Origin of the sequence: Maribacter luteus (assembly GCF_009674825.1) — a bacterium.
In the GTDB taxonomy this organism is placed as follows: Bacteria; Bacteroidota; Bacteroidia; order Flavobacteriales; family Flavobacteriaceae; genus Maribacter_A; species Maribacter_A luteus.
Window position 1 is genome coordinate 54,123 of the sequence record NZ_WKJH01000006.1, and the last position, 26,997, is coordinate 81,119.

General features: G+C 38.7%; 20 protein-coding genes. 4 read left to right on the top strand and 16 right to left on the bottom strand.

Going from position 1 to position 26,997, the window contains the following annotated elements; all coding sequences use genetic code 11:
• Positions 1 to 202 precede the first annotated feature (202 nt).
• Together GJ691_RS09615 and GJ691_RS09620 are read left to right on the top strand one after the other, a co-directional pair.
• Entirely contained in the window at positions 203 to 481 is a 279-nt protein-coding gene (locus GJ691_RS09615; RefSeq protein WP_154366292.1) for a hypothetical protein, read from the top strand.
• 1,161 nt (positions 482 to 1,642) lie between these two features.
• The gene (locus GJ691_RS09620; RefSeq protein ID WP_154366294.1) at positions 1,643 to 1,900 is read left to right on the top strand and encodes a hypothetical protein; all 258 of its coding nucleotides are present in this window, start codon (positions 1,643 to 1,645) and stop codon (positions 1,898 to 1,900) included.
• A 453-nt stretch (positions 1,901 to 2,353) separates the two neighbouring features.
• Here the strand turns inward: GJ691_RS09620 and GJ691_RS09625 are convergent, their stop codons facing one another.
• The 9 genes from GJ691_RS09625 to GJ691_RS09660 form a co-directional block, all read right to left on the bottom strand.
• Positions 2,354 to 4,873, bottom strand: a complete 2,520-nt coding sequence (locus tag GJ691_RS09625; protein ID WP_154366297.1) for a M14 family zinc carboxypeptidase — start codon at positions 4,871 to 4,873, stop codon at positions 2,354 to 2,356.
• A gap of 99 nt (positions 4,874 to 4,972) precedes the next feature.
• Complete coding sequence (locus GJ691_RS09630) at positions 4,973 to 6,187, bottom strand: sensor histidine kinase (protein WP_154366299.1); 1,215 nt, start codon at positions 6,185 to 6,187, stop codon at positions 4,973 to 4,975.
• A gap of 255 nt (positions 6,188 to 6,442) precedes the next feature.
• Positions 6,443 to 9,805: a preprotein translocase subunit SecA gene (gene secA, locus GJ691_RS09635; protein ID WP_154366301.1), complete on the bottom strand. Its 3,363-nt coding sequence runs from the start codon at positions 9,803 to 9,805 to the stop codon at positions 6,443 to 6,445.
• A gap of 308 nt (positions 9,806 to 10,113) precedes the next feature.
• Positions 10,114 to 10,338 carry a DUF2795 domain-containing protein gene (locus GJ691_RS09640; RefSeq protein WP_013994285.1) on the bottom strand — a complete coding sequence of 75 codons (225 nt, stop codon included), beginning with the start codon at positions 10,336 to 10,338 and terminating at the stop codon, positions 10,114 to 10,116.
• A gap of 112 nt (positions 10,339 to 10,450) precedes the next feature.
• Complete coding sequence (locus GJ691_RS09645; protein ID WP_154366303.1) at positions 10,451 to 11,026, bottom strand: cob(I)yrinic acid a,c-diamide adenosyltransferase; 576 nt, start codon at positions 11,024 to 11,026, stop codon at positions 10,451 to 10,453.
• A 23-nt stretch (positions 11,027 to 11,049) separates the two neighbouring features.
• Complete coding sequence (locus GJ691_RS19525) at positions 11,050 to 11,199, bottom strand: hypothetical protein (RefSeq protein ID WP_179955080.1); 150 nt, start codon at positions 11,197 to 11,199, stop codon at positions 11,050 to 11,052.
• 95 nt (positions 11,200 to 11,294) lie between these two features.
• On the bottom strand, positions 11,295 to 11,573 hold the full coding sequence (locus tag GJ691_RS09650) for a hypothetical protein (protein WP_154366305.1): 279 nt from the start codon (positions 11,571 to 11,573) through the stop codon (positions 11,295 to 11,297).
• Positions 11,574 to 11,817: 244 nt separating this feature from the next.
• Positions 11,818 to 13,695, bottom strand: a complete 1,878-nt coding sequence (locus GJ691_RS09655; RefSeq protein WP_154366307.1) for an ABC-F family ATP-binding cassette domain-containing protein — start codon at positions 13,693 to 13,695, stop codon at positions 11,818 to 11,820.
• A complete protein-coding gene (locus GJ691_RS09660) occupies positions 13,692 to 14,882 on the bottom strand; it encodes an Lnb N-terminal periplasmic domain-containing protein (protein WP_154366309.1) in 1,191 nt (396 codons plus the stop codon). Before GJ691_RS09660 ends, GJ691_RS09655 begins: the two co-directional genes overlap by 4 nt.
• A 237-nt stretch (positions 14,883 to 15,119) precedes the next feature.
• On the opposite strand from GJ691_RS09660, the gene GJ691_RS09665 reads away from it, so the two are divergent.
• Entirely contained in the window at positions 15,120 to 15,875 is a 756-nt protein-coding gene (locus GJ691_RS09665) for a CDP-alcohol phosphatidyltransferase family protein (RefSeq protein WP_154366311.1), read from the top strand.
• A gap of 5 nt (positions 15,876 to 15,880) precedes the next feature.
• On the opposite strand, the gene lptB is transcribed toward GJ691_RS09665, so the two are convergent.
• From lptB to GJ691_RS09680, 3 genes are all read right to left on the bottom strand, one after another.
• Positions 15,881 to 16,621, bottom strand: a complete 741-nt coding sequence (gene lptB, locus GJ691_RS09670; protein WP_154366313.1) for an LPS export ABC transporter ATP-binding protein — start codon at positions 16,619 to 16,621, stop codon at positions 15,881 to 15,883.
• A gap of 80 nt (positions 16,622 to 16,701) precedes the next feature.
• Positions 16,702 to 17,556, bottom strand: a complete 855-nt coding sequence (gene tatC / locus GJ691_RS09675) for a twin-arginine translocase subunit TatC (protein ID WP_154366315.1) — start codon at positions 17,554 to 17,556, stop codon at positions 16,702 to 16,704.
• Complete coding sequence (locus tag GJ691_RS09680) at positions 17,556 to 18,521, bottom strand: KpsF/GutQ family sugar-phosphate isomerase (RefSeq protein ID WP_154366317.1); 966 nt, start codon at positions 18,519 to 18,521, stop codon at positions 17,556 to 17,558. Before GJ691_RS09680 ends, tatC begins: the two co-directional genes overlap by 1 nt.
• A 193-nt stretch (positions 18,522 to 18,714) precedes the next feature.
• Here GJ691_RS09680 and recQ point away from each other — a divergent pair, with 193 nt between their 5' ends.
• Positions 18,715 to 20,928, top strand: a complete 2,214-nt coding sequence (recQ, locus tag GJ691_RS09685) for a DNA helicase RecQ (RefSeq protein WP_411556610.1) — start codon at positions 18,715 to 18,717, stop codon at positions 20,926 to 20,928.
• Between the two features lie 73 nt (positions 20,929 to 21,001).
• Here the strand turns inward: recQ and GJ691_RS09690 are convergent, their stop codons facing one another.
• The 4 genes from GJ691_RS09690 to GJ691_RS09705 all read right to left on the bottom strand — a co-directional run bounded on the left by GJ691_RS09690 (position 21,002) and on the right by GJ691_RS09705 (position 26,975).
• A complete protein-coding gene (locus tag GJ691_RS09690) occupies positions 21,002 to 22,339 on the bottom strand; it encodes a carboxypeptidase-like regulatory domain-containing protein (protein ID WP_154366319.1) in 1,338 nt (445 codons plus the stop codon).
• A 258-nt stretch (positions 22,340 to 22,597) separates the two neighbouring features.
• Positions 22,598 to 23,338 carry a 23S rRNA pseudouridine(2604) synthase RluF gene (gene rluF / locus GJ691_RS09695; RefSeq protein ID WP_154366321.1) on the bottom strand — a complete coding sequence of 247 codons (741 nt, stop codon included), beginning with the start codon at positions 23,336 to 23,338 and terminating at the stop codon, positions 22,598 to 22,600.
• Between the two features lie 51 nt (positions 23,339 to 23,389).
• Positions 23,390 to 24,625, bottom strand: a complete 1,236-nt coding sequence (locus tag GJ691_RS09700) for a DUF3999 family protein (protein WP_154366323.1) — start codon at positions 24,623 to 24,625, stop codon at positions 23,390 to 23,392.
• On the bottom strand, positions 24,609 to 26,975 hold the full coding sequence (locus GJ691_RS09705; RefSeq protein WP_154366325.1) for a DUF2339 domain-containing protein: 2,367 nt from the start codon (positions 26,973 to 26,975) through the stop codon (positions 24,609 to 24,611). The genes GJ691_RS09700 and GJ691_RS09705 overlap by 17 nt, the downstream gene beginning before the upstream one ends.
• Between the last annotated feature and the right edge of the window lie 22 nt (positions 26,976 to 26,997).

A 26,997-nucleotide genomic window follows, 5' to 3' on the forward strand; every position in this document is an offset into this window, starting at 1 on the left:
CGGTGATTTTCCGCTTGTATTGTTCGATGAACGGCATGTAAACATCGATAAACGGTAAATATAGAATTTGTGTTTCAGGGGTAAAGTTAGGTATTTCATCGATATTTGAGCCTTTTGTCTATGAAATGCTACATTTAATCGAATAATTGGATGTGAAAATGGGGTATGTGGGTTTTCTAGGTAACCAAACTTACTATAAACTATGCGAACCCTTTTCTTACTTATAATCTTATTATTCACAGGATCTATATCCTTTGCCCATTGTGTAGGTCCTGTTGATCAAATGAAAACAATAGAAGAGGGTTCTTCACTAACTTATTCAAATTTGACCAACGTGCAAAATCTGGTTTCCAATGTTGAGAGAACTAGACTAAGGCATCCGAAAAAGAACAATGCTATAGGTATATACAGGTTTAAGCATACTAAAGTGAAAAGGGCACTTGCCTTTAGGGCTAAAAAGGATAAGCCATTGTTGGCCTAAACCCAATAGATTTATATTGGGAAATTATAGGTCATACATACTTTCAGAACTTGTAATTTATCCTTTATTCAAACTATTGTTTATTATCCATTGGGCTTATCAAGAAAATGACGATACAGTGATTTTTTTTTAAAGCTTGTTCACTCCATATAAACTGAGAATCGATGGGACTTAATGATCCCTCAATGTAATCCAGTTAAAAGTTCCATTGGTTTTTCATAAATTACAAATCGTCAGAGGTCAATACTAAGGCATTTCACTTCTTTCCAAGAATTTTGGGATAACTTTTCTTCCATAATACCTGCTAAAGGTATATTTAAACTATGATTGGAAATTAGGGGAAAGCCTAATTGACGGATGTGTTGTTCTTTATTTCCGTTTCCCAAAAGGTGTTTTTACTTTTATCCTTCCATAGGGTTATAAATGTTTTGATTTATAGACCTAATGAAAGTTTAGAGGGTTTTATAAATACAATTTTAGTATTATCCTATTTAATGTATTTACATACATTCTTTTTGGATTTTTTTGTCCACTGATGAATAACAAGTAATAACAGAAAGGCCGTGCTATATTTAATGATGAGATCGATTTTTAATAAGTCCTGTAAGAATAAAAACAATAACGCTGGCGGCAAAAATCATTGATGCATTTGCGATAAAGTAAATAAATGGTTCCATGGGTTCTCGGTTTTTGATTAGCAATAGATCTTATAGAGGGGATGTTTTTAAGGTAAATTAATAGCTGTTCGTTGATTAACCGATCGCAATTGTATGAATTGTTGTTCTTATTGTATAAAATGTAAGAAAACGATAACCTTTTTTATACCCCATCTCTAAATTATACTACGCAATTTGATATTTTAAAGTTTCCCCAGAAGGTATGATGATATACCTTTTCAGGTAATTATGGCAATTGAATTCAAGATTCTTATTATATTATTTTAACGGTTTTTATATCAGCCCTTGTAAAAAACCACTCACGAATACCGATTAAAAGACTATTTGTTCGGTAAGGCGTTTCAGGTGTTGAAAACGTTTGTCGAACATTTTGTGCACTTCACCCATTCTTTTTCCGATAGCCGAAAAATAAGGTGTTTTCACCGTTTTGTGAACCTGCCTCAGTGTCGTTTGGAGTTAAATTTATGTAACCCAAGTCGATATTATGAAAGCTATTTTTACCTTGATTTTCGTTCTTTTTTTCGGTCTTACCGCTTTTGCTCAAAACACCGATGACAATGTTACAGTGGAACCTATTAAAATGGATATTGTTTTGGATAGTGGGATTATCGTTATTGATTCTGCTAAGGAAAATAAAATCACTTCGGAAAAAAGTGTTGCACGTTTATATAAATTCAAAAATTCCAGAGTAAAGAAGGCTTTGGCTTTTTCAACGAAAAAAGACAGACCTAAGTTGTCTTAATACGTTAGGGTTTTTATTGAATACAAGAAAGTTCCCCTTTTTTAATTTTTAACCTAAAATATAAAGCTTATGTTACTTTTTATTCTTTTGCTTCCGGTTGCTTTGTTAGTGTTGAATATGGTCATATTCCCTAAAACAAAAGGTTTTTTGCAGCCATTGAAAGTACGTGTTAAAAAATAGCTTTAACCGTTTTACAATGCAGCAATTAGTAACAGCTAATCATCTGCCTTTTGTTCGTAATTCCCTTTTGGTTCTTGGCTCACATCGTAAATGTTGAACGTTACATTTACTTAAAAATGTGAACCGTGCACAAAGGGGCAACAGATGGTGCTTGTTTCATGGGCTGTCATTAAATGCACTTTTAGGGAGTTACGGTATGGCTCCTTAACGGAAGGGTTAATAAAATTTTGTTTTTACATAAGTATAGGGTGTTTTGGTATAAGAGCCATTGTATTATTCCCTTGAAGGGACTTTTATTTTATCTCCCAAAAACAAGGCATTCAAGAATAACCGGTTCGTCCCATACCAAGAACCCCTGAAATTTGGATTGTCGGCAAAGAGTATTACCCTGCCCGACCCAACTTTACTCACGATAAGTGATGCCGATGGTTTAACATATTGCTTCATATTTTTTGTGGTAAGGAAACCATCTATATGAGGTTCCTTCGCATATTTCCCAACAGTTGCATATTCATTTTTACTTGGCGTCAACCAGACCGTATTGTTTTTGTAAACAGGAATGGCGTTGTCATGATAGCCGAAGGCCAGAGGGTGGGTAGTGTCAATATCCATCTTCAGTATAACCCCACCTACACTTTCTTTACCTAAATTTTCGTCGGAATCTACATAAGGTTTGCGGGTAGCGATTGCTAGCGTGTCTTTTTCAGGTTTCGTCAATTTTTCTTTTACCAATTTTTTGTCAATGGCCCATTTAGAGGCTGTGCCGATGGTTATCAATGTATTGCCTTTACCTACCCAGGTTTTTATTTTATCCTGTTGCTTATCGGTAAATTTATATTTACCCGAAACCATGACCAGGGTTTTATATGAATCGATTTTTATTTTGTCAAAATTCCGCATGGGAATTTTCGTTATCGGCATATGTACCCTATTATCCAATAAATGCCAAACCTCCCCAGCTTCATATGAGCGAACCCCATCGCCAATAAGCATTGCGATCTTTGGTTTTTTTATGGGTGAAATAAAACGGCTTCCTAAGTCGATTCCATTTAAGTTGAACCCTGAATTTACACCGAACATTGGAACTTGAAACTCTTTTTGAGCTGCTTGGATCAGTTTATATGTAGCATCGGCATCCTTTTTTTGCAAGCTTACGGGAATGACCAAAGCGCCATAATTGAACGATTTGGAATCTGGGCCCACTTTTGTGGTAAAGGGTTTAAAAGACGACGATATCGTCAATCCATTTTTTTGAAGGTAATTCAGTGCGGCTGGGGCATTGTAATCATCCCAATCTATGATATAGGCATAATTGGATTTTTCAACGGGAGAAACTTGGATGAGGTCTTTTGTTGTAGTGATTCTGTCTCCCAAATTCAAGCTGGTTGTGGGCTTATACTTCATATTATAGAAATTACCTACAGACCATGCAGAAGCGTCATAATAAACACTGTCTCTATATTTTGAATAGGTCTCGAACATGGTTTGCACCATTCTGTACTGTGGTTGTTTCGTAGGTACCACGTATGTATCGTTAGATTTATATACTTCTATATTATGTAATAGTAACTTGTCAATGAAAGCCTTGGTTCTATTTTGGTCATGTGCATCGTTAAAAGTATATCCCTTGATTTTACTTTTACTTGCCCTGGAAATGGCACTTTTAAAGAAGTCTTGTTGGTATTTTCGCATATAAGCCTTGTTTTTAACCGCGGTTTTTACCGTGGTTATGCCCGAGGTGTATTGGTTGCGGATCGTGAACGGAAATGTAATTTCCCCAAAGGCAGTTGTTTGCTTATGCCCACGAGAGCTGGCCTGTTCGAACAAAAGACCCAATCCGCCCTGAAGATCGGGATAAGATGACCCATAACCGGGATACGTGCCGTCAAAGGCCTCCTTGGTAAAATAAAAACTACCGATACTGTCCAAAGCCTTGGCAAATTGTTCCCCGAACATATTGTTGAGGTCCTCATAATTTTCTTTGGGCATTATCGGATCTAAGGATCCATTGGCTTTCATGGGCTCAAAGAAATAGGTGCTTTGTGTGCCCATTTCGTGAAAATCGGTAACCACATTAGGATACCATTCATGGTACCATGTTAATTTACCCCTGCTTTCAGGGTTAATGCCCAATAGCCAGTCCCGATTAAGGTCAAACCAATAATGATTGGTACGACCACCAGGCCAATACTCATTATGCTCGGCATCCTGCGGGTCGGCCACAAGTGGATTTCCTTGGTAGGAATTGGCATATTGGGTATGACGATCACGACCGTCGGGATTGATTGTTGGGTCGATGAATATCACGGCATTATTTAAATATCCCAATATTTCCGGATTGTTTGAAGCGGCAAAAGTATATGCCGTTAATAAGGCAGCTTCAGAACTGGACGGTTCATTTCCATGTACATTATAAGCCAGATTGATGAAAATAGGGACATCATCGTAGTTTGAAGCATTGTTGTCAGGGTTTGTGAATGCCAAATGTTGGCGTTTCAATTCATCAAGGTTCGATAGGTTTTCCGGACTTGTAATCGTTAGGATTACCAATTTTCTTCCTTCATGGGTCTTGCCATAATAATGAATGGAGGCCCTTTCGGATACTTCCGCAAGTTTTTCCAAATAGGCCACTATTAAGTCGTGCCGGGTGTGATGCTCGCCAATACCATATCCTAAAAATTCTTCGGGCGAAGGTATATCGGCATTGAAAGGATGGAATTTTTTGAAAAAGTAATCTTGACCGTAAAGTGTAGAACCACAAAACAGCACCAAAAGGAGTAATTTTTTAAGCATGGAAGGTTTTTTAATTAGTCCCTTAAATATAAGGAATAATAAGAAAAAAGAACCCTATGGTCTTTAATACCGCGGTATTCACAAAATTAGGGGTAAACCTTAAGCAACTGCATTAAAATGCTTGCCTACTTCGTAGAATTTGATAATGTAGTTTGTTCCTTTTTTCGTAGTATCCTTAATGATGCTCCCTTTAAGTTGGCGGGCAAGGTTGTGGATTAGTTTTAAACCAAGTGATTTGGTGGTTTTGTGATCAATGGTATCCGGGAAACCTACACCGTTGTCACCGATTCTTAGTTCATACCCATTCTCTTCGCCTTGCTCGATCGAGATGCTTATTTCTCCATCTTTTTGATTGCAAATGCCATATTTCAAGGCATTGGTAATTGCTTCGTTTATCAAAAGCCCCAAGGGTATGGCCGTATCAATACCTAATTTAATATCCGGTATATCTATATTTAGTTTTACTTTGTTATCGGCACCTTTTAAAGATCGTATCAGAAATTCGCTCAATTCCTGTACATAGGATTTATACTCTATTTTAGATAGGTCATCGCGCATATACAGCATCTCATGTACCATTGCCATTGAGATAACCCTGTTCTGGCTGCTTTTGATGATGTTTTTCATTTTCTCATCCTGTATGCTTCTTGATTGCAGGCTTAAAAGACTGGAAACGGTTTGAAGGTTGTTCTTTACCCGATGATGTACCTCGCGGAGCAAAGTTTCCTTTTCTTTGATTCGTTTTTCAATCTCATTTCTAGATTTATAAAGATTGTGGTGGGCCTTTAATAGGTTCTTGCCTAAAACCCCACCCAAAAGATAGACCGAAAAAAGAATACTGAATAGGCTAAAGAGATCTCTTGAGGCTTCCGGTACGGCATTGAAAGTGAAGGTATATGCTGGAAGGGTTTCCAGATACATTAGACATACGATCGTCAGGTTTAGGTAAAGGTATATCTTCCCGTATAGTTTTGTGGTTACATAACCGGTGAATACGATAAGTGCCAAAACGAATATAAAAGGGCTATTGATCCCTCCGCTGTAAAGTGTAATGAAAGTGCCACATATTAATCCGATAATTGAAGTGATATTATAGGTGACCGTTATGTTGTTATGTAATTTAAAGGCTAAGGTGTTCAAAAGGTTGACAACACCAAATCCAAAAAAAGCATAAGGTAATATTTCGTTGATATTAAGGGTGTAAAGGCAAAGGAATCCAAAAATGATGGCGAATATTGAGGAGAAATAATTTACCCTCAATGTTAATTTGACTTTATCCACTAAGCGATATTCATCTTTGACGGGCATTTTCATAATCGAAACTTTTGGCTCTTTAATAGTGAATTACGATCTGGTAATGAAAGGTAATCCCTATTGGATCAGGGTTATTTATGGTAAATCTAAATATGTTTTGGGTTTAAATCAACATCAAACACGAAAATTAAGCTAGAGTGATCGATTTTAATTTAAATTATTTAACCGAATTACCATTATTGAGGGGGCGTACTTTTTTTGTAACCAAAAAAAAGCGACCGATAATGGTCGCTTGTAATTTTGTCGAATTGGGTATTAATCTTCTGTCAAGACCCATTCCCCTTTATCAAGTAATGGTTCGGCTTGTTTATACTTGACCGTTTTGCTTTGACCCGACATTACATTTTTTATGGTAACGCGTTCGTTACGTCCTATCTTAGGGCGCTCACGAACTATGGTTTCCGTTATTTGTGGTCTTTGTCCTTGGGTTTGGCCTGCGGCCCTGTTTTTGGCGGCCAATTCGTCGCTATTGGGAATTTCTTCCTTGCTGGTCTGTAAGTTTTCTTTTGGTCTTCTTAAGTTACCCGCATTTTGAATTTCATTCGGATTCTCAGTTGGTAGTTCTCCTTTGAACAAGAAAGAAACAACTTCTTTGTTGACTTTATCGATCATTTCCTTGAAAAGTTCAAATGCCTCGAATTTGTAGATCAATAAAGGATCTTTCTGCTCGTGAACGGCCAATTGTACCGATTGCTTCAATTCATCCATTTTACGTAAATGGGTTTTCCAGGAATCATCTATGATCGCTAGCGTAATGTTCTTTTCAAAATCGGTGACCAATTGTTTACCGTCAGATTCATAGGCATCTTTTAGGTTGGTCACTACATTCAAACTTTTTATTCCGTCGGTAAACGGAACTACGATACGTTCGAACTTATTGGAGTTGTCTTCGTAGACTTTCTTTATTACGGGAAATGCTGTTGCGGCATTTCGCTCCATCTTATCTTGATAGAATGCGTAGGCGCCCTTGTAAATGGCATTGGCAATCTCAGGAACGGTCATTTTTCCAAACTCTGCCTCGCTTATAGGGGAGGTGATAGAGAAGAACTTGATCAACTCAAATTCAAAGTGCTTAAAGTCCATCGCACCTTTATTGGTTTCAGCAATAACTTCACAGGTGTCATAGATCATATTGGCGATATCCACTTTTAAACGTTCACCTTGTAGGGCGTGGCGTCTTCTTTTGTATACCACCTCACGCTGAGCGTTCATAACATCATCATATTCCAATAAACGTTTACGAACACCGAAGTTGTTTTCTTCAACTTTTTTCTGGGCACGTTCAATAGATTTTGTCATCATGGAGTGTTGTATGACCTCACCGTCTTCCAAGCCCATCTTATCCATCATCTTTGCAACACGATCAGAACCGAATAGTCGCATAAGGTTATCTTCCAAGGAAACATAGAATTGAGAACTTCCTGGATCACCTTGACGACCGGAACGACCTCTTAACTGTCTGTCTACACGTCGGGAATCATGACGTTCTGTTCCTATAATGGCCAAACCACCGGCTTTTTTAACTTCATCGGTCAGTTTAATATCCGTACCACGACCCGCCATGTTGGTTGCTATGGTAACCACCCCAGGATTTCCGGCTTCAGCAACAACATCGGCTTCTTTCTTATGTAATTTCGCATTCAATACATTATGTGGTACTTTTCGGATGTTAAGCATTCGCGATAATAATTCTGAAATCTCAACTGAAGTCGTACCGATCAATACAGGTCTACCTGATTGTGACAATTTAGTGACCTCCTCGATAATGGCATTATATTTTTCGCGCTTTGTCTTATAGATCAAATCGTTTCGGTCATCTCGTGCAATGGGACGGTTTGTAGGTATCTCCATGACATCCAACTTGTAAATTTCCCAGAATTCCCCAGCTTCGGTTATAGCGGTACCTGTCATACCTGAAAGCTTTTTGTACATCCTGAAATAGTTCTGAAGGGTAACCGTGGCAAAGGTCTGTGTCAAAGCTTCAATCTTTACATTTTCCTTGGCCTCAATGGCTTGGTGTAAACCATCTGAATAACGACGACCGTCCATAATACGACCGGTCTGCTCATCAACGATCATTACTTTGTTGTCCATGACCACATATTCCACATCTTTTTCAAAAAGGGTATATGCCTTTAATAATTGGCTCATGGTATGTATACGCTCACTCTTGATCGTAAAGTCCTTAAATAGTTCTTCTTTGAGTTCGGCCTCTTTTTCAATCTCCAGGTTTTGTTTTTCGATCTTAGCTATTTCGCCGCCAATATCGGGCATTACGAAGAAATCCCTGTTTTGTTCCCCTGAGATATAATCGACCCCTTTATCGGTCAATTCAATTTGATTGTTCTTTTCATCGATTACGAACAATAGGTCTTCATCTACCTTGGGCATTTCCCTATTGTTATCTTGCATATAGAAATTCTCGGTTTTCTGCAATAATTGCTTTATACCTTCTTCACTTAAATATTTTATCAATGCCTTATTTTTAGGCAAACCTCTGTATACACGAAGTAAAAGGAATCCGCCTTCTTTGGTGTCACCTGCAGCAATAGCTTTTTTTGCCTCGGCCAATACACCGGTCAAATGTTGTCTTTGTTTTTGTACAATATCGTTGACCTTTGGCTTAAGCTCGTTAAATTCATGACGGTCACCTTCCGGTACCGGTCCCGAAATGATCAAAGGGGTACGTGCATCATCGACCAAAACTGAATCGACCTCATCGACAATGGCGTAATGATGCGGTCTTTGGACCAAGTCGGCGGGTGTATGCGCCATATTATCCCTTAGGTAATCGAAACCGAATTCGTTATTGGTGCCGTAAGTGATATCCGCGTTGTACGCAGCCCTACGGCCTTCCGAATTAGGTTTATGGTGGTCTATACAATCTACTGAAAGACCATGGAATTCGAATATCGGGGCCATCCAGGCACTATCCCTTTTAGCCAGATAATCGTTCACCGTTACCAAGTGTGCACCATGGCCCGATAAGGCGTTTAGGTACATAGGTAGCGTAGCGACCAAAGTTTTACCTTCACCAGTCTGCATTTCAGCGATTTTGCCTTGGTGCAAGGCGATACCACCGATCAACTGTACGTCGTAATGTACCATATCCCATGTGACTGCCTTCCCGGCGGCATCCCAAGAGTTTTTCCAAATGGCCTTATCGCCATCTAAAGTAACATAGTCCTTTGTGCCGGATATTTTTCTATCGAATTCTGAAGCGGTAACTTCCAAATTTTCGTTTGCAACGAACCGCTTTGCCGTTTCCTTCACTACGGCGAATGCTTCTGGCAGGATATCGTTCAATGTTTTTTCGGATATTTTATAGGCCTCGTCCTGCAGTTTGTCTATCTCGGCATAAATGTCCTCGTTTTTGTCAATATCGGTTGAGGCATGCACTTGCTCGGTTAGTTCGGCGATCTTATCATCCAACTCCTTGCGGTCGGCCTTGATCTTTGCTTTGAATTCATCTGTTTTCGCCCTTAGTTCATCTAGGCTTAAACCTTCTAAAGCAGCTTCAAATGACTTTATTTGTTTAAGAATGGGTTGTAGTTCCTTTACGTCTTTTTTTGATTTGTCGCCGACAAATGCCTTAAGTACTGAATTTAATAAACTCATATTTCTTCCTATTATGGTATTGAAAGTGACGGGAAGCGTCTGCTTTCTATATTTTTATCTCCTTTATTTTAAAAAATAACCTTTTAAAGGGTTGTTGCAGGGGTAGGGCAAAAGGTGTTCCAATCTTTTGAACTTATGGGTGAAGACCTATTTTACTGCCAAATTTACCGAGAAAAATCCCAATAGGTTTTATTTTTCTGCGAAGTTAACATTTTGAATGCTAATTTCTTCCTTTTTGTATGGCCAGTGATGATAATATATTCATAAAAAAAAGTCTCCGAAGAGACTTTTTGATACATTTAACTTGTTTAATATTCATCCTCGTTCCAGAGGTAATCTTCTTCTGTAGGGTAATCTGGCCAAATTTCTTCGATGGACTCGTAAATTTCACCACCCTCTTCTTCCATAGACTGCAAATTTTCTACGACCTCTAAAGGGGCACCCGTTCTAATTGAATAATCGATTAGTTCGTCTTTTGTTGCCGGCCAAGGTGCATCACTCAAATATGATGCTAGTTCTAAAGTCCAATACATTTTAATAGATGATTTTAAATTTTTGCAAAAGTAATTTTTATCTTGAAATAGCCAAGATTTTTTACAATTATTTATGCTATAATAGTTTGATAACGAAGAAAATCGGAAATTATTAGTCCTTTTTTTCAGGAATCCATTTGATTTCCTTCGCCTTTAAGTCATTGGTCAACTTTCGTGCCAAGACAAAAAGGTAGTCAGAAAGTCTATTTATGTAAGACATCACATTCTCATCAAAAGGTTCTTTTTCGAAAAGTTCGGTGGCCATACGTTCCGCTCTACGACAAACCGTTCGTGCTATATGACAGTATGACACTGTTGTATGTCCGCCAGGAAGTATAAAATGGGTCATGGGTGGCAAGGATTCGTTCATTACGTCCATCTCGTTTTCCAAAAGTTCAATGTCCGAATCGTTTATTCTAGGAATGTTCAAGCGTTCTTTTCCGTTTTTTAAGAGGGCCTTATCTGGGTCGGTGGCCAAAATTGCCCCCAGTGTAAATAACTTATGCTGTATAAGGGTGAGTAGGTTTTTGGTGTAAGGGTCTATTTCCTGATCCCGGATAAGGCCTATCCACGCATTCAGTTCGTCGATGGTGCCATAACTATCTATCCTTATGTGGTTTTTAGAAACCCTAGTGCCCCCAAAAAGGGCCGTAGTTCCTTTGTCACCTGTTTTAGTGTATATTTTCATAATGTACAGTATTGTTCTTGGGGTTAATTTTCTTTTTCCTTTCTGTCTTCACGGCGATAATCTTCCATGAATTTTTTTGATTTTCGCTTTTTTGATTTGTTCCTGTTCAACATCAAGAAAAACAAATAAATGATTACAAGAATCCCTAGAACTGTATAAATCGGATATTCCATAATTTTTAACTTAGATAGCCTTTCAAAAGTGGATTGGAGGTTCTTTTCTCCACATTGTTCGGCAATAAGGTAATTTCAATGATAAAGTTACGGGTTTAAATTCTAATCTTAAAATGTTCCTTTGCTTGTTCTTTCCTGAAAAATAGGGCGCCGCAGTTGAACATATCAACCGAAACCGTTACGTTTTCATTTTGTTTGAAAACTTCCCAGACCTGGGTATTTTTCTTGTTTTTATAGAGGTCCCTAATTAGGACCATCGTGTCGTTATGATATGTTTTTTCCTTAATGATCAGTGTAAATAATTCATTGTTAGGTGAATCCATGAAGATGAGGTCTTCCGGTTGGTTGAATTTGATTTGCGGGAATGACTTCATTATCAAATTTTCAAGGGAAGGATCTTTTGGGACAATTCGAATATTTTCAACCTTAAAATACGCAAGGCTCTTGAGTAATACTTTTATATGCTTAGGTCCTCTGATTTTAGATTTTTTATACAGGCATTTCGTAACGAAGTTATAAATGAAAGGTGAATGTACACCATGTTGGTTCGTGGCACTAAAAAGAAATTTGATATAGCTGATAAAACGGTACAAGATATGTTTTTTGGGTGTTTCAGGATTATTCCATCATGGCGGAAAGTTCAAACCAACGTTCGGTCTTTGTTTCTATGGCTTCCGAAATTTCTTTCAGTTCTATGGATAACGCATCTATGTCTTCGCCCGTAAGACCGCTATCGGTGAATTTGTGTTGTACTTTTTCTTTCTTTTCCTCCAATCGTTGAATTTCTTTCTCAAGCGATTTATATTCTTTTTGTTCCAAATAGGAAAGTTTGCTACCGCTACTTTCCTCTTTCCATGAATTCTTAGGGCTATTGTTTTCAATGATCTTGTCTTTTTCCGATCTGCTTTCGGCCACTTGGCTATCCTCATAGGCTCTGTAATCAGAGTAGTTGCCTGGAAAGTCCTCGATAACCGTATCACCTCTAAAAACAAATAAGTGGTCAACGATCTTATCCATGAAATAACGGTCATGGGATACTACCATAAGACACCCGGGAAAATCTAAAAGGAAACTTTCCAGAACATTCAGGGTCATGATGTCCAGATCGTTGGTAGGCTCGTCCAAAATCAGGAAGTTAGGGTTCTGTATGAGGACGGTACATAGGTATAATCGCTTACGTTCACCACCACTCAGTTTTTCGACAAAATCATATTGCTTCTTACGGTCGAACAGAAAACGTTCCAACAATTGTTGGGCAGATATTTGTTTTCCTTTTTTTAAGGGAATATAATCGCCGAACTCACGAATTACATCAATGACCTTTTGGCCCTGCTTAATCTCGATACCTTTTTGGGTGTAATATCCGATTTTAATGGTGTCTCCAATAACCACTTTACCACTGTCCGGCTGGTCTGCTCCCGAAAGAATATTAAGGAAAGTAGACTTTCCGGTACCGTTTTTCCCGATTATACCAACCCGTTCACCTTTAGTGAAAGTATATTCGAATTGGTCTAAAATTGGTTTTCCGGGAAAGGATTTTGATATTTTGTGAAGCTCCAGGATCTTACTCCCGATGCGCTCCATGTTTATTTCCAATTGTACCTCATGTTCAATGCGACGTTGATGGGCTTTTTCTTTTATGGCTTGGAAATCATCTATTCTCGACTTTGATTTTGTTGTACGGGCCTTAGGTTGCCTACGCATCCAAGTCAATTCTTTCTTAAAGAGCAACTTTGATTTATGCTGCTCAACAGCCTCTTGTTCCAATCGGGCTTCTTTTTTTTCTAGATAATAAGAATAATTACCCTTGTACGGGTATAGTTTTCCCCCGTCGAGTTCAATGATCTCATTACAAACACGTTCCAAGAAATATCGGTCATGGGTAACCATGAACAGGGTTATGTTTTCCTTGGAAAAATATTGTTCCAACCATTCGATCATTTCCAAGTCTAAATGGTTGGTAGGTTCATCAAGAATCAAAAGGTCGGGTCTGTTGATAAGTGCATTGGCAAGTGCCAAGCGTTTTTTTTGTCCGCCGGAAAGGAGTCCCACTTTGGCATGTATATCTTCTAACTTGAGTTTAAAGAGAATCTGCTTGTATTGGGTCTCAAAGTCCCACGCATCATAGCGGTCCATAGCCTCAAAGGCCTTTTGGTAGGCTTCTGCCTCCTCAGGGTTTTCAAGTGCCTTTTCATAGGCCAGAATAACTTTTAGAATGTCATTGTCAGAAGCGAAAATAGTTTCCTCAATGGTTAGGTCAGGATTCATGTCAGGTTCCTGTTCAAGAAAGGAAACGCGGGTTCCCTTGCGGTAATTCACCAAACCGGAGTCAGGCACGTCCTTACCGGAAAGTATATTCAGAATCGAGGTTTTTCCGTCCCCGTTCTTGGCGATCAATGCAATTTTTTGATCCTTGTTTACCCCAAAGGATATGTCTTCAAAAAGGACTAGTTCACCATATGATTTTGCTATATTTTCAACAGAGAGGAGGTTCATATTTTAGAAATGGGGTTTTGTTGGTTTTTATATCGGTATAGAAATGAATACCGGGTGCCCAAAGCCAATAAAATCGGAATAAGCACTGGTGAAAAAATCTGGACGTTCAACAGCCATAATATTATAACTGCCAAAATTAGTATTATTAAGAATAGGAAGTATTTGGAAGCCCATAATGGAAGTGGCTTTTTGCGACATACCATAAACGCGAATATCAAATTCAGGGGAAAGGCCCATAGGATGTTCAAATTATTGGCCGTTGCCGAATGGTCTGTTAAAAACCAAAGGAAGAAGATGACGATTCCAGCAATTCCAGTTAAAAGGAACAATACAAAGTCGATACTTTTGGTTCTACGGTTTTTCTTAAAATCCAAAACTGTTAAGGTAACCACGATAATCAGTAATGCCAGGGTCCAAAACAAGGGTGTACTTATAAAACTGCTTTTGTGTTCATGGGAACCGGGTTTGTAAATGCTTGTTTCTTTGGGTGCAATGGGCTTGTTATCCAATTGGGCACTGTTCAATTGTTGCATTATATATTGTGGCAAGAACATATGTTCTTTAGGTGTGGCAACATCATCGATAACCGCACCGAGGGCTAAGTCAATACCGAAAGAGGACCATGAATTAAGTGGCATATTAAGGCGAATAAGCTCACGATGGGTGTACTGTTTATCTAAAAAACCTTCATTGAACACCAACTTTTCATGGTAAACGGAATCTAGAACATCCCAAATTTTAGTTGCGCAGTTGTTATAAAAGAAATCATACGGGTAGGCCCTGTTTTCAGGAAGGTAATTGTTCTCCAAAAATTGGAACAGTTCATTCCTTTCAGATTGGCTGAGTTGTAAAACCTGTTCGTTTACCCAACGTTTATCATGTTTGTATTCCCGTATGAAATTGGAGAACTGTTGGCGGGCCAGCATGTAATCCAATTTACCTTGTGCGAACTTTACATAAAAATTATCCGAATAAAAATCGAAAACGCCATAGTTGTATACCACATCTATACCAATGGCTGGGTCCTTAACCCTAAAAGCACTATGGCCAAAGGTCGAGTATAATTGGTCGCCCGGCCCACAGGTCAGTACGCTAATTTTAGATAATGGGGTCAGTTCCGGAGTTTGGGAGTGTGCCACCAGTGATGTCAAAAGCAAAAGGAATGTAACGAACCTTTTAAACGGCATAATTTGTTATTAAGGATTTACGGTGGCAAATATCTGAATAAATTGTTTAGAAGTAGGTTTTATGTTAACGGTTCTTAATTGGTTGAATCGTCATTACCGATTTCAAAGGGCAAATGCTTTTTTGTTATTTTGATAAGTGCTACAGATGTCTTATTTATTCCAAGGGGTTTATTATTTGAATGGGCCATCGGACAAGCTTTCATGAAATTTGTATTATTTTTACATAAACAACTTTTCATGAAACGTCATATTCCGAATTTTATCACTTTAATGAATGTTTTTTGTGGAAGTGTGGCCGCTGTATTCGCTGTTTTAAACCAGTTGGAACTCGCCGCATTTTTTGTTTTCATGGGAATTGTACTTGATTTTTTCGATGGATTTGCAGCTCGTATCCTAAATGTAAAGAGTGAATTGGGATTACAGTTGGATTCGCTCGCCGATGTCATCACCAGCGGACTTGTACCCGGAATAGTAATGTTTCAGTTATTGGGAATGTCTATGAGTGGAGGTTGGAATGTGAACCTCTCTTCTGAAGCGGCTCATGATACTTTTTGGGTAGGCCTTAAAGTTGCCCCTTTACCTTTCTTGGGGTTTTTGATCACCCTGGCATCTGCCTATCGTTTGGCCAAATTCAATATAGATGAAAACCAAAAGGAGTCTTTCGTAGGATTGCCCACGCCGGCCAATGCTCTATTGATTTTGTCCTTACCCTTGATATTGCTCTACCAGAACAATGATATTTTGAACGGTATCATCCTGAATCAATGGTTTTTAATAGGCATAACCCTGTTAAGTGCATATTTGTTGAATGCCAAGATCGAGTTGTTCGCCCTAAAATTCAAGACTTGGAATTTCAAGGATAATTCACAACGTTATATTTTCCTTATCGTGAGTCTTGTGCTATTAATGACCATGAAGTTTTTGGCCATACCCGCGATTATTGCCTTTTATGTTTTAAGCTCTGCAGTCGGAAATATTTCCAGCAAAATTTAAATGGACTAAAAATCCAACTTCTTTTTACGTAGCTCAAAGTTTTGACCTAGGTATACTTTACGTACCATTTCGTCGGCTGCAAGGTCTTCGGGTACACCGGATTTTAAGATACCACCTTCGAACATCAAATAGGAACGTTCTGTAATGGCCAAGGTTTCCTGTACATTGTGGTCAGTAATCAATATTCCGATGTTCTTGTCTTTCAAATGGGCAACGATACGCTGAATATCCTCAACGGCGACAGGGTCTACCCCGGCAAAAGGTTCATCTAAAAGAATGAATTTTGGGTCGGTAGCCAAGGCCCTAGCGATTTCCGTTCTTCTGCGCTCCCCACCGGAAAGTAAATCGCCCCTGTTTTTTCGAATATGGCCAAGACCGAATTCCTCAATGAGCGATTCCATTTTCATTTGTTGTTCTTTTTTGCTCAAGTCTGTCAATTGCAAGACACTAAGGATGTTCTTTTCAATACTCAGTTTTCGAAAGACAGAAGCTTCTTGGGCCAAATAACCAATACCGTTTTGCGCTCTTTTGTACATAGGGAAATTTGTAATCTCCATGTTATCTAGATAAATATTACCGCTATTGGGTTTTATAAGGCCTACGATCATATAGAACGATGTTGTTTTTCCTGCACCATTGGGGCCGAGAAGACCAACGATCTCACCTTGGTTTACCTCAAGGGAAATACCTTTTACAACTTGTCGCCCACGATAGGCTTTCATTATATTATCTGCTCTGAGCTTCATATACGACTATGGATAAAATCAAACATTACTCCCCAAATCTAAATTTAAATACTGGGTGTTGGAATCTTCTTTACGGTTTTTTAACCTTTTTTATTTTTATTTGCGGCCAATTTGGCTTCCTTTTTTGCTTCGGACTTCAATACCATTTTAGATATATAGATGCTTACTTGGTATAGTATAAGTACGGGTACAGCCACTATTATCTGGCTTGCTACGTCTGGTGGTGTGATTACTGCCGATACGATCAACACGATAACCAAAGCGATCTTCCGGTATTTTTTCATGATTTCCGGAGTAACCAATCCTATTTTGGTCAAAAAGTAGATTAAAATGGGTAATTCGAAAAGTATACCACAGGCGATTACCGAAGATCGTACGGTGGCGATATAAGATCCTATATCGAATTCGTTCAGAACCAATTCACTTACTTGGTAGGTTCCCAGGAAGTTGATTGAAAGTGGTGCAACAACGTAGTAACCGAAAAGTACACCCAAGAAGAACAAAAACGAGGCGATAAGGATAAAACCTCTGGAGTTCTTACGTTCCTTTTCGTACAATCCCGGACTGATGAATTTCCACATTTCATACAGTACATAAGGAAACCCAACTATGAAACCGGCCCAAATTGAGGTCCAAATATGTGCTGAAAATTGCCCCGCCATTAAACGGCTTTGAATGGTGAATGGCAGTTTTTCGGCACAAAAAGCCGAGTCTATGCCAAAGAAGGTTGCAATGTCGCAAAACAGGCGATAGGTTGGGAAATCCATTTTTGAAGGTCCAAAGATAACCGTATCAAAAATGAAACTCCTCATTACGAAAGCTACGATTCCTATTAGTACAATCGCAAAAGTACTTCGGATCAAATGCCACCTCAATTCTTCAAGATGGTCAAGAAAAGACATTTCGTTTGGACTCTTTGCAGCGGTTTTTGCCATTATAGTATGCCCTCGTTAATTAAATTATGTAAATGAACAACGCCTTTATAGTCACCATTGTCAACAGCCAATAATTGGGAAATTTCATTCTCCTGCATTAGCTCAAGAGCTGTAATGGCCAGCTTTTTGGTTTCTATGGTTTTAGGACCATGTGTCATGATATCCTTAGCTTTTAAACCGTTTATGTTCTCGTATTTGTTCAACATTCTACGAATATCCCCATCTGTGACAACACCTACAAGTTTTCCGTTATCGATTACGGCCGAAACGCCCAACATTTTTTCTGAAATCTCCACAATGACCGTGCGAACGTCTGTTTCGATGTCTACTTGAGGTTTCATATTGGTCTGTACAATATCGCCGACAGTAAGGTAAAGTCGCTTTCCTAATGAGCCGCCTGGGTGGTATTTGGCAAAATCTTTACTGCTGAATCCCTTTAGCTCTAGCAAGGAAATGGCAAGGGCATCTCCCATGACCAATTGCGCCGTGGTACTTGTTGTCGGTGCCAAGTTGTTGGGACAGGCCTCTTTCTCTACATAGGTATTCAATATGTATTTGGCTTGTTGTGCCAGAAATGATTCGGTATTGCCGGTCATCCCGATCAATATGTTTTTACCTCTTTTTATCAAGGGAACAAGCATTTTGATCTCTGGTGTATTCCCGCTTTTGGAGATACAAATAACCACATCTTCATCTTGTATGGTGCCTAAATCCCCATGTATCGCATCGCCGGCATGCATAAAGACGGCCGGTGTGCCCGTGGAGTTCAGGGTGGCTACGATTTTGGTCGCTATAATGGCACTTTTGCCAATGCCCGTAATAATAACCCGGCCTTTCGAGTTCAAAATATGGTTTACCGCTAGTGCGAAATCCTCATTAAGCAAATGGGCCAAATTTCCAATGGCCTTACTTTCCGTCTCAACGGTCTTTCTTGCTATACTAAGTATGGTGTCAGAATTGTTCAAGGTATATTTTAGGTTAAGGATTGTAATCCTAAAAGAATGTCATATATTTAAGTTTACAAAATTACATAAACTATATTTTATAGAATAGTTATGTTTTAAAGGATGTTAGGTCATAATTTGTTTCATAGGCCAAAACACCTTATCTTGATTAAATATTGTATGATGACCTTAGGTCATTGAATTAAAAAAATAGATGGCAAAACAGGCAATGGGGCTTAATGATATGGATATACACGCCTCGTTAAAAAAGTATTTTGGTTTTTCCCAATTCAAGGGACTCCAAGAAGATGTAATCAGTAATATCGTTCAAGGAAATAACACTTTTGTTATAATGCCGACAGGTGGAGGTAAATCGCTATGTTACCAATTACCGGCTTTAATGCAAGAAGGTACCGCTATTATCGTCTCCCCTTTGATCGCTTTGATGAAAAACCAAGTCGATGCCATTCGTGGCATTTCCGATCACCATGGCGTAGCCCATGTACTTAACTCTTCCCTTAATAAAACAGAGGTTAAGCAAGTTAAGAGCGATATAGAAGAAGGTATTACCAAGCTACTGTATGTGGCTCCGGAATCACTTACTAAAGAGGAATATGTAGATTTCTTAAAGTCGCAAAAAATTTCCTTTGTAGCGGTAGATGAGGCCCATTGTATTTCTGAATGGGGGCACGATTTTAGACCTGAATATAGGAACTTGAGGACCATTGTTAGTCGATTGGGGGAAAATATCCCCATTATTGGTCTTACGGCCACGGCTACCCCTAAGGTCCAAGAAGATATTATCAAAAATTTGGGGATCAACGATGCCAAAGTTTTCAAAGCTTCGTTCAATAGGCCCAATCTTTTCTATGAAATACGACCTAAAACGGCCAATGTGGATGCCGACATCATTAGGTTCGTAAAACAGAACGAAGGTAAATCCGGTATTATTTATTGTTTAAGTAGAAAACGGGTAGAAGAACTTGCCCAGGTGTTACAGGTTAACGGTATCAGTGCGGTTCCCTACCATGCAGGTTTTGATGCCAAGACAAGATCAAAATACCAGGATATGTTCCTTATGGAAGATGTTGATGTGGTCGTTGCGACCATCGCATTCGGGATGGGTATAGACAAACCCGATGTACGTTTTGTTATACATCATGATATTCCTAAAAGTATAGAGAGTTATTATCAGGAAACCGGCCGAGCCGGTAGGGATGACGGCGAGGGGCATTGTTTGGCATTCTATTCTTATAAGGATATTGAGAAGTTGGAAAAATTCATGTCCGGTAAACCTGTTGCGGAACAGGAAATCGGGAATGCACTTTTGCAAGAAGTCGTTGCCTATGCGGAAACTTCCATGTCCCGAAGAAAATTCATGCTCCATTATTTTGGGGAAGAGTTCGATGAGGTGAACGGGGATGGTGCCGATATGGATGATAATGCACGAAATCCGAAAGAGAAACAGGAAGCCCAGGACGATGTGTTGAAAGTCTTGCGTACTGTTGAGGAAACAAGTGAAAAATTTAAATCCAAAGAGATCGTAAAAACTATAATTGGGCAGGTCAATGCCTTGATCTCTTCACACAAGGCCAATGAAAAATCGGTTTTCGGTATTGGGGCAGACCAAAGCGAAAACCATTGGATGGCACTAATACGTCAAATGTTGGTCGCAGGACTTATAAAGAAGGAAATAGAATTATACGGTATTCTTCATTTAACCGATAAAGGGAAAGAATTTCTGGCTAAGCCGGTTTCTTTCATGATGACCAAGGACCACGAATATAGTAAGGAAAGGGATGAAGCCATTGTAAGTGCCTCTAAAGGTGGGGGAGTGGCCGATGAAAAGTTGTTGAAACTCCTAAAATCCTTACGCAAAAAACAAGCCGATTCATTAAGTGTACCTCCGTTTGTGGTGTTCCAAGATCCATCATTGCAAGATATGGCCTTGAAGTACCCTATTTCAATGGAGGAAATGTTGAATATTTATGGGGTTGGGGAAGGTAAGGCTAAAAAATACGGAAAGCCATTTATTAAGGCCATCGCGACCTATGTTGAAGAAAATGATATTATTCGACCAGATGATCTTGTGGTAAAAAGTACCGGGGCAAACTCCGGTCTAAAACTTTATATTATCCAGAATGTGGACCGTAAATTGGATTTGGAGGATATTGCCTCTGCGAAAGGACTTGAGATTCCTGATCTTATAAAGGAAATGGAACAAATCGTTTATAGTGGAACTAAGTTGAATATAGGTTATTATATTGATGAGGTTTTGGATGAGGACCAACAGGAAGAGATCCATGATTATTTTCTTGAAGCGGAAACTGATAATCTTGAAGATGCCATGCAAGAGTTCGATGGCGAATACGAAGAAGAGGATTTGCGGTTATATAGACTCAAATTCATTAGTGAGGTTGCCAATTAAATAGTCCCTCACATTATAAAATAAAAAACGCCCTGATATCTTCAGGGCGTTTTTTTATCCGTTCATATTTTATTCAAGGAGCAGGGCTTCCAGCGGCTTTGTTCTTTGATTTTTTAAGCTGGCGTTGGATTTTCTTGATGGCAGATTCTATAGATTTTTCTGGTTCAATAATGTTGTATTCGCCCCAGAAATCAGGGTCTGCAAAACCTACGGCCTCATCGCCCAAGATAATCGAGGTTTTAATTCTGTCCCTAGCCTTCGGCATTTCGTTGGTTAGGTTCTTTTCCCAATCGGTTACGGCCATTTCACAAGATAGGCTGTAAACTGAATTGAAGAGTTTTTTGTCCCAATCTATTTTGAATTCCAATAGTACATTGCTGTAACCATAATACCATTTGCCGTTTTTTTCCCGATAATCGACCCTATAGGCTATTTTATTGGGCCATACCTTGGCGTTTGCGGGTTTTTTTCTAACGAATAGTTTGGCAGCCTCGTATTTGTCGGTGATATTCAAGGAGTAAATAGCGCTGGTAAGTATCTTACGTTCGGCATCGATAAATAATTGGCCTTTATATAACTGTTCCGCAATACCCGGTTTTTGGGTAAAATTGATTACAAATATTCGGCGATCATCCACACGGGTTGAACGGTCAAAACTGAAATTGTACATACCAAGTGATTTTTCCTGGAAAATATATTCCGGATACTTCATTATATCCACATAAAGAGCGTTGAACGGTCCTCCTTGCAATTTAAGGGCTACGGTGTCAAGTTTGTTGTAATCAGTGCTTTTACGGGCTTTGTATAGCTTAACCCCATCTTTTTTATTGGAGTTGTAAGGAGATTTGTAAATGTTTACTACAGCCTCGGAAAGGGAAACGTTTTTCTTTCTTTTTTTTATGGTCTCCCTATAAAAAGCGGTCATTAAAGTAGGGTCACTGAAGTAATTCTGTCCTCTACCTTTTAAGGTTTCCCGAACTAATTCCTCGGCATCCTTAGGTACGCTTAAGCTTACTTCCCCAAGCATTTCAACAAAAACATCCAAATAAATCTTGTTGTTCTCTTCTTGGAATTGGGAAAGGGGTATAGATTTGTTTTTGTAACCTAAGAAAGCCACTATGACATTGCCCTCCTTCATTGATTCGGGGACCTTTAGGGCAAATTCACCTTCGGTATTGGAAATTGTGCTAATATTGGTGTTTTCTACCGTTAATGTGGCAAAGACCAAAGGTTTTTTAGAGTCCGAATCCATTATTTTGCCTTTGTATTGGTCAAAACCGATTTCTTGCTCTTGATCCTCTTGTTGAAAAAATGCCGATGCCTTTGGAGTGCCTAACGAACCTATAAAAAACAGGGCGAAAAGGATATGTTTGAGTGTCTTCCTCGATATTTGATGTGAATGATTCCTCATGATGGACAATTTTATGTTGAGTCGTTTATTGAACTTATACAAGTTAGTGATATTTAGGTAAATAAGTTGTTAAAAATTGATTATAATCAATGGGTTAAATGCGTGTTCGTTACTATTTTAAGACATTTGCCTAAAGATTCATAAATTAAATGTGGCCAGACAATGACTTTCGTCAGTATGTCTTAGCACTCAATATAAAATGAGTAGCAATAATCATGGGTTTTTCTGAGAAGTCCTAATGGATTGTCTATTCTATGCTCAAGAAATGTCGTCATGCGTTTTAGAGGAAGAAGAAACAAGCCTGTTTATTTCCTTCAATTCTGCCTGGGTAAGATCTCTCCATTTTCCTACCGGAATATCCAACTTAACATTCATGATTCGAATGCGTTTGAGCTTTTTTACGTCGTATCCCAAATATTCGCACATGCGGCGAATTTGTCTGTTTAGACCTTGTGTAAGTATAATCTTGAATTGGTATTTGCCAAGACTTTCAACTTCACATTTACGCGTAACGGTATCCAGGATCGGTACGCCATTGCGCATTTTATTCAGAAAATCTTGTGTTATCGGTTTGTTGACGGTAACCAAATATTCTTTTTCATGATGGTTTCTCGCACGAAGTATCTTATTTACGATATCACCGTCATTGGTTAAGAAAATAAGTCCTTCACTAGGTTTGTCCAGTCTGCCGATCGGAAAAATGCGTTTTGGGTAGTTGATAAAATCTATGATATTGTCTTTTTCGACCCTAGTGTCAGTGGTGCAAACAATTCCGATAGGTTTGTTAAAGGCGAGATATACCGGTTGCTCTTTCGGTTCCGATATTAGTTCCCCGTCTACGCGCACTTCATCCCCAGGTACGATTTTAGTTCCCATTTCGGGGACCGAACCGTTAATGGTGACCCTGCCTTGGTCTATTAGTTTATCGGCCGCCCTTCGAGAACAATAGCCTACTTCACTTAAATATTTATTGATTCGTGTTTGTTTGGGTGCTGACATTTGTACCGTTATTATTTAACAATACAAATTTAGGCTTTTCAATCCCAAAAATCAGGATTCCTTTTTCGACATCATTTTTAGGGTGAAGCCCCCTATTACCAATATAACGATTGCCATAACAGACCAAAGCCAGATTTTGTTTTCGAATAAGGGGGCTATTTGTTCTTTCCCGTTTTTTGGGATATGTATTTCGGGACCAAGGTCAACCCTGATCAATGAAGTGGGGATGCTTTTTGAAGTGTGCACAATATCATAGTTTGGTGTTTCGGCGTTTATATTGCCATAGACCAAAAAATAATCCCTTTTATCTGTAAACCTTGCCTTTAAATAATGCTTATAGCCTTTTACTGACATGTTGGTTATGTTCAAGGGCTGATTGTCATGGTCATCAATAATGATCCGTAGATTTTTGGCCATTACCGAATTAAAGTTGAATTCATTTTTTTCGATTGAGTTCAGGGTTCCTCGGAAAAGTGTACGGTAGGTGAATTTTATTCCTTTGTCAGTGGGGACACTGTCTTGGGCATATTGAACCTGAAAAGAGCGATAATAGTCATAATCATTGGGGATGTCCAAGTTCAAAAAGCTGATAGGCTGTCGTTGTTTGAGGGCAATCTGAACTATGGTCTGCTTTTTTTCCTTGTTTCGGGAAATTTCATAATCCCCGATTTCGGCCATGTTATATTGGGCTTCAATTGTTTCGTGTAAATATATTTTGGCATCAAGTAATTTGGGGGCCACATCGCTTTTGAATGAAATTCGGTAGTAACGGTATTTTGAATTAGGGAACTTTAAATGCGAAAAACGATAATCGGTCTGCTCATTTTTTATGGATAGTATGCGGGAGTCCTCAAGAATCGTGAACCACTTAGATTGTTCTTGACTGCCTTCCAGCTTTACTTTCCAATCAAAATTTTCATTTTTGAAATTCAATAAGATTTCATTCAAGGTTTTCGTGGTAGGTACTTCGAAAGTGAAATAATGGGTATTGGCCCTACTGACTGTATTGATCAAAGAAAAAACAACTTCTTTTTGAACGTGCTTTTCCTTTTTTACATTTAATAGGTATGGGGCTTCTATGGTGTCTTTTGTTGATACACCATAAATTCGAAGATCCGATAAATTGTCAGATAACCCATTATAAACAGAAGTTGGCAACTCTAGGGCGTGCCATTTTTCCGTAATACCTGAAATCTCCCTCTTTTCGCTATAATCCCCAATTTGGGCAAAGGTTGTACCGCTGATAGTGAGTAATATTGTAAGAAGAAGTTTAGTTCGTTTCTTCATCGGATATTCTGTTTTTGTACTTGTTGTATAAAAATGATATGATCAACAACAAGATACCCAAAGAAACAAAAACTATGGTTTTGGAAATGGTGTTGAGTGATGCGATATCGTAGAAAAATAATTTGATCAGGGTAAAACCGAAAAGGATCATGGCCACAAGGCGTAAGAATTTTTTGTTTTGCCAAATACCCAATATGACCATTAGTAAAGCGTATGATCCCCAGAGGATACTAAGACCTAGTTTATAACTCTGGTGTGATCCGGCCATATGCATCCAATGTAATAATTCACTACTGGCCACCCATAAGATGGTCATATGGAGTAAGATCTCGAATGGAATCTTAAAGTTTATTTTAAGGAAGGGCTCTCGAATCAATTTATAGAGGCTCACCAATAACAGGGTTAAAAAAGCAAAGGCAATATACCGTATCGTAATGTTGAAGAAACCTATTTCGTAGTATTCCGATAAGTTCTGATCAATATAACTTTCCCTTAATTCACTTAAAGTATACAAGCCCATGGTCAAGAACACAAAAATTGCGAATAGACCAGCAGTGAGCGAAACTATACCCAAAACTCGATTGTGGATTTTCTTAATATTCGCAAAAATCAAAATTGAAATGAATAATAGGGAGTAATTAATTAGCCAAATGTTTCCGGTATCCCTCAAGTCGGTATTGTGCTTAAGATAGTCGTACCCATTTTCCTCAACTATAGGTATTTCGGAGCCTATATACAAGGTTTCCCAATAATATTGTATTTCTAAATAGAAACCCATGAACAACACAAAAAGCAATATACTGGGTATGGCAAATGACATGATTTTTTGTATCGTATTATTTGGGGCTACTGTATTTTCTTTCTTGGTGTTTGTGTTCAGCCAATTAATAAAGCTAAAAGCCCCAACGAACAATAAGGAGCTTAGAAAAGTCATATTTAGGACAGGTGACATCCCTTGGTCAAGGCCTATATTATCAAAATAGCCCAGTGTCCAATCATGGAATAAACTGAATAAGGCCAATATCATGAGTGGATAAGACAGGTTCTCATAAACGATAACATTCTTCTTACGGCCTATCCAAAATAGTAAAGCGGCTTCAAAGGCCCATAAAAGGGTTACCCAGTTGCCGTCTAGTTGAATGGGGATGGCGATGGTCAAGAAAACCAACACTAATCCCGAAACCAAATAATACAGGTTATTATCGGCCAATTTTTTCTTGTGGATAATCAAACTGACCATAAAATGTAATATGGCGTTGCCGAGTGCAAATACACCTAAAAGTTGTTCCCCTGTCTCGCTTTCTGAAAGCAGTCCGTAACCCAATCCAAAAAATATGAACGAGTTGGACAAGAGTAAGACAATATCCGATTTTTTGAATTTTTCGGACGCTTTCAGTTTATATGATAAAAATGTAGCATAGAAAATAAGAAAGAAAAGGAGGGAGAACATCATTGCTATCGTACGTTGTTCGTTATAGGCATAGGAGAACGCCAGCCAGCTGCCAAAAATCAACCAAGTAATGATAAACGATGAATAATATAGGGGCTTCCAATATTTTTTATAGGCTATGAAGAGGATTCCTATATTGATTATGGCCATATAGCTAAAAAGAATCTCTGGACTGCCAGAGTCGTTGCTTAAAAGAAAAGGTACCGCATAAGCACCAACGAGCCCTATATGCGCTATGATCTGTTTGTTGTAATTCAGGGAGGCAACAACGCCGAAAACCGTAAAAATGAGCATGAGGATAAAAGTCATGATCTGCGGGAACAGCCCATAAAAACTATAGGCGGCAAAAGTTATGAAATATAGGATGGCAAGGGCTCCACTGACCAGAACGGCACTGTAATTTTCATATTTTACCTTTAGTTTAATGCCAAAACCGAGTAAGCATAAACCGGCCAAATAACCTAAAATGATTCGCGTCAACGGACTTATCAAATTATTGTCTATTGAATATTTGGCGCCAATGGCCACCCCTAAAACAGTGATGATTATGCCTACTTTGTTTATCAGGTTCTCACCAATGAATTTTTCCCAATTCGATTTTGTCTTTGGCTGCTTGAAAATACTGATGGGTTCTTCTTGCTTTGGTCGTGGTGCATCAATAGGTTCTTGTAGGTATTCCTTAATAGGTTCGTTTGCAGGGGAGCTAGCCATTTGGGGCTGTTCTTCCTTGGTCGGCGATGGGTTGATCGTCCCAACCTCTTTTATGCCGCCACCGGCTTTTTTCAATGCCTCTATTTCCTGATAAAGGGACATGAGTTCTTTGGCAAAACCTTCTTGCTTGCCCAGTAGTTTTTCTAATTTATTATTGAGCTCTTCAATGCGATTATTTTGGTCTGGCATATAGTGGATTTACTTACCCTAA

Excerpts from the sequence above, each read along its gene's own strand:
- GJ691_RS09615 (WP_154366292.1), top strand. The coding sequence starts at position 203 with ATGCGAACCCTTTTCTTACTTATAATCTTATTATTCACAGGATCTATA.
- GJ691_RS09620 (WP_154366294.1), top strand. The coding sequence starts at position 1,643 with ATGAAAGCTATTTTTACCTTGATTTTCGTTCTTTTTTTCGGTCTTACC.
- GJ691_RS09625 (WP_154366297.1), bottom strand. The coding sequence starts at position 4,873 with ATGCTTAAAAAATTACTCCTTTTGGTGCTGTTTTGTGGTTCTACACTT.
- GJ691_RS09630 (WP_154366299.1), bottom strand. The coding sequence starts at position 6,187 with ATGAAAATGCCCGTCAAAGATGAATATCGCTTAGTGGATAAAGTCAAA.
- secA (WP_154366301.1), bottom strand. The coding sequence starts at position 9,805 with ATGAGTTTATTAAATTCAGTACTTAAGGCATTTGTCGGCGACAAATCA.
- GJ691_RS09640 (WP_013994285.1), bottom strand. The coding sequence starts at position 10,338 with ATGTATTGGACTTTAGAACTAGCATCATATTTGAGTGATGCACCTTGG.
- GJ691_RS09645 (WP_154366303.1), bottom strand. The coding sequence starts at position 11,026 with ATGAAAATATACACTAAAACAGGTGACAAAGGAACTACGGCCCTTTTT.
- GJ691_RS19525 (WP_179955080.1), bottom strand. The coding sequence starts at position 11,199 with ATGGAATATCCGATTTATACAGTTCTAGGGATTCTTGTAATCATTTAT.
- GJ691_RS09650 (WP_154366305.1), bottom strand. The coding sequence starts at position 11,573 with ATGAAGTCATTCCCGCAAATCAAATTCAACCAACCGGAAGACCTCATC.
- GJ691_RS09655 (WP_154366307.1), bottom strand. The coding sequence starts at position 13,695 with ATGAACCTCCTCTCTGTTGAAAATATAGCAAAATCATATGGTGAACTA.
- GJ691_RS09660 (WP_154366309.1), bottom strand. The coding sequence starts at position 14,882 with ATGCCGTTTAAAAGGTTCGTTACATTCCTTTTGCTTTTGACATCACTG.
- GJ691_RS09665 (WP_154366311.1), top strand. The coding sequence starts at position 15,120 with ATGAAACGTCATATTCCGAATTTTATCACTTTAATGAATGTTTTTTGT.
- lptB (WP_154366313.1), bottom strand. The coding sequence starts at position 16,621 with ATGAAGCTCAGAGCAGATAATATAATGAAAGCCTATCGTGGGCGACAA.
- tatC (WP_154366315.1), bottom strand. The coding sequence starts at position 17,556 with ATGGCAAAAACCGCTGCAAAGAGTCCAAACGAAATGTCTTTTCTTGAC.
- recQ (WP_411556610.1), top strand. The coding sequence starts at position 18,715 with ATGGCAAAACAGGCAATGGGGCTTAATGATATGGATATACACGCCTCG.
- GJ691_RS09690 (WP_154366319.1), bottom strand. The coding sequence starts at position 22,339 with ATGAGGAATCATTCACATCAAATATCGAGGAAGACACTCAAACATATC.
- rluF (WP_154366321.1), bottom strand. The coding sequence starts at position 23,338 with ATGTCAGCACCCAAACAAACACGAATCAATAAATATTTAAGTGAAGTA.
- GJ691_RS09700 (WP_154366323.1), bottom strand. The coding sequence starts at position 24,625 with ATGAAGAAACGAACTAAACTTCTTCTTACAATATTACTCACTATCAGC.
- GJ691_RS09705 (WP_154366325.1), bottom strand. The coding sequence starts at position 26,975 with ATGCCAGACCAAAATAATCGCATTGAAGAGCTCAATAATAAATTAGAA.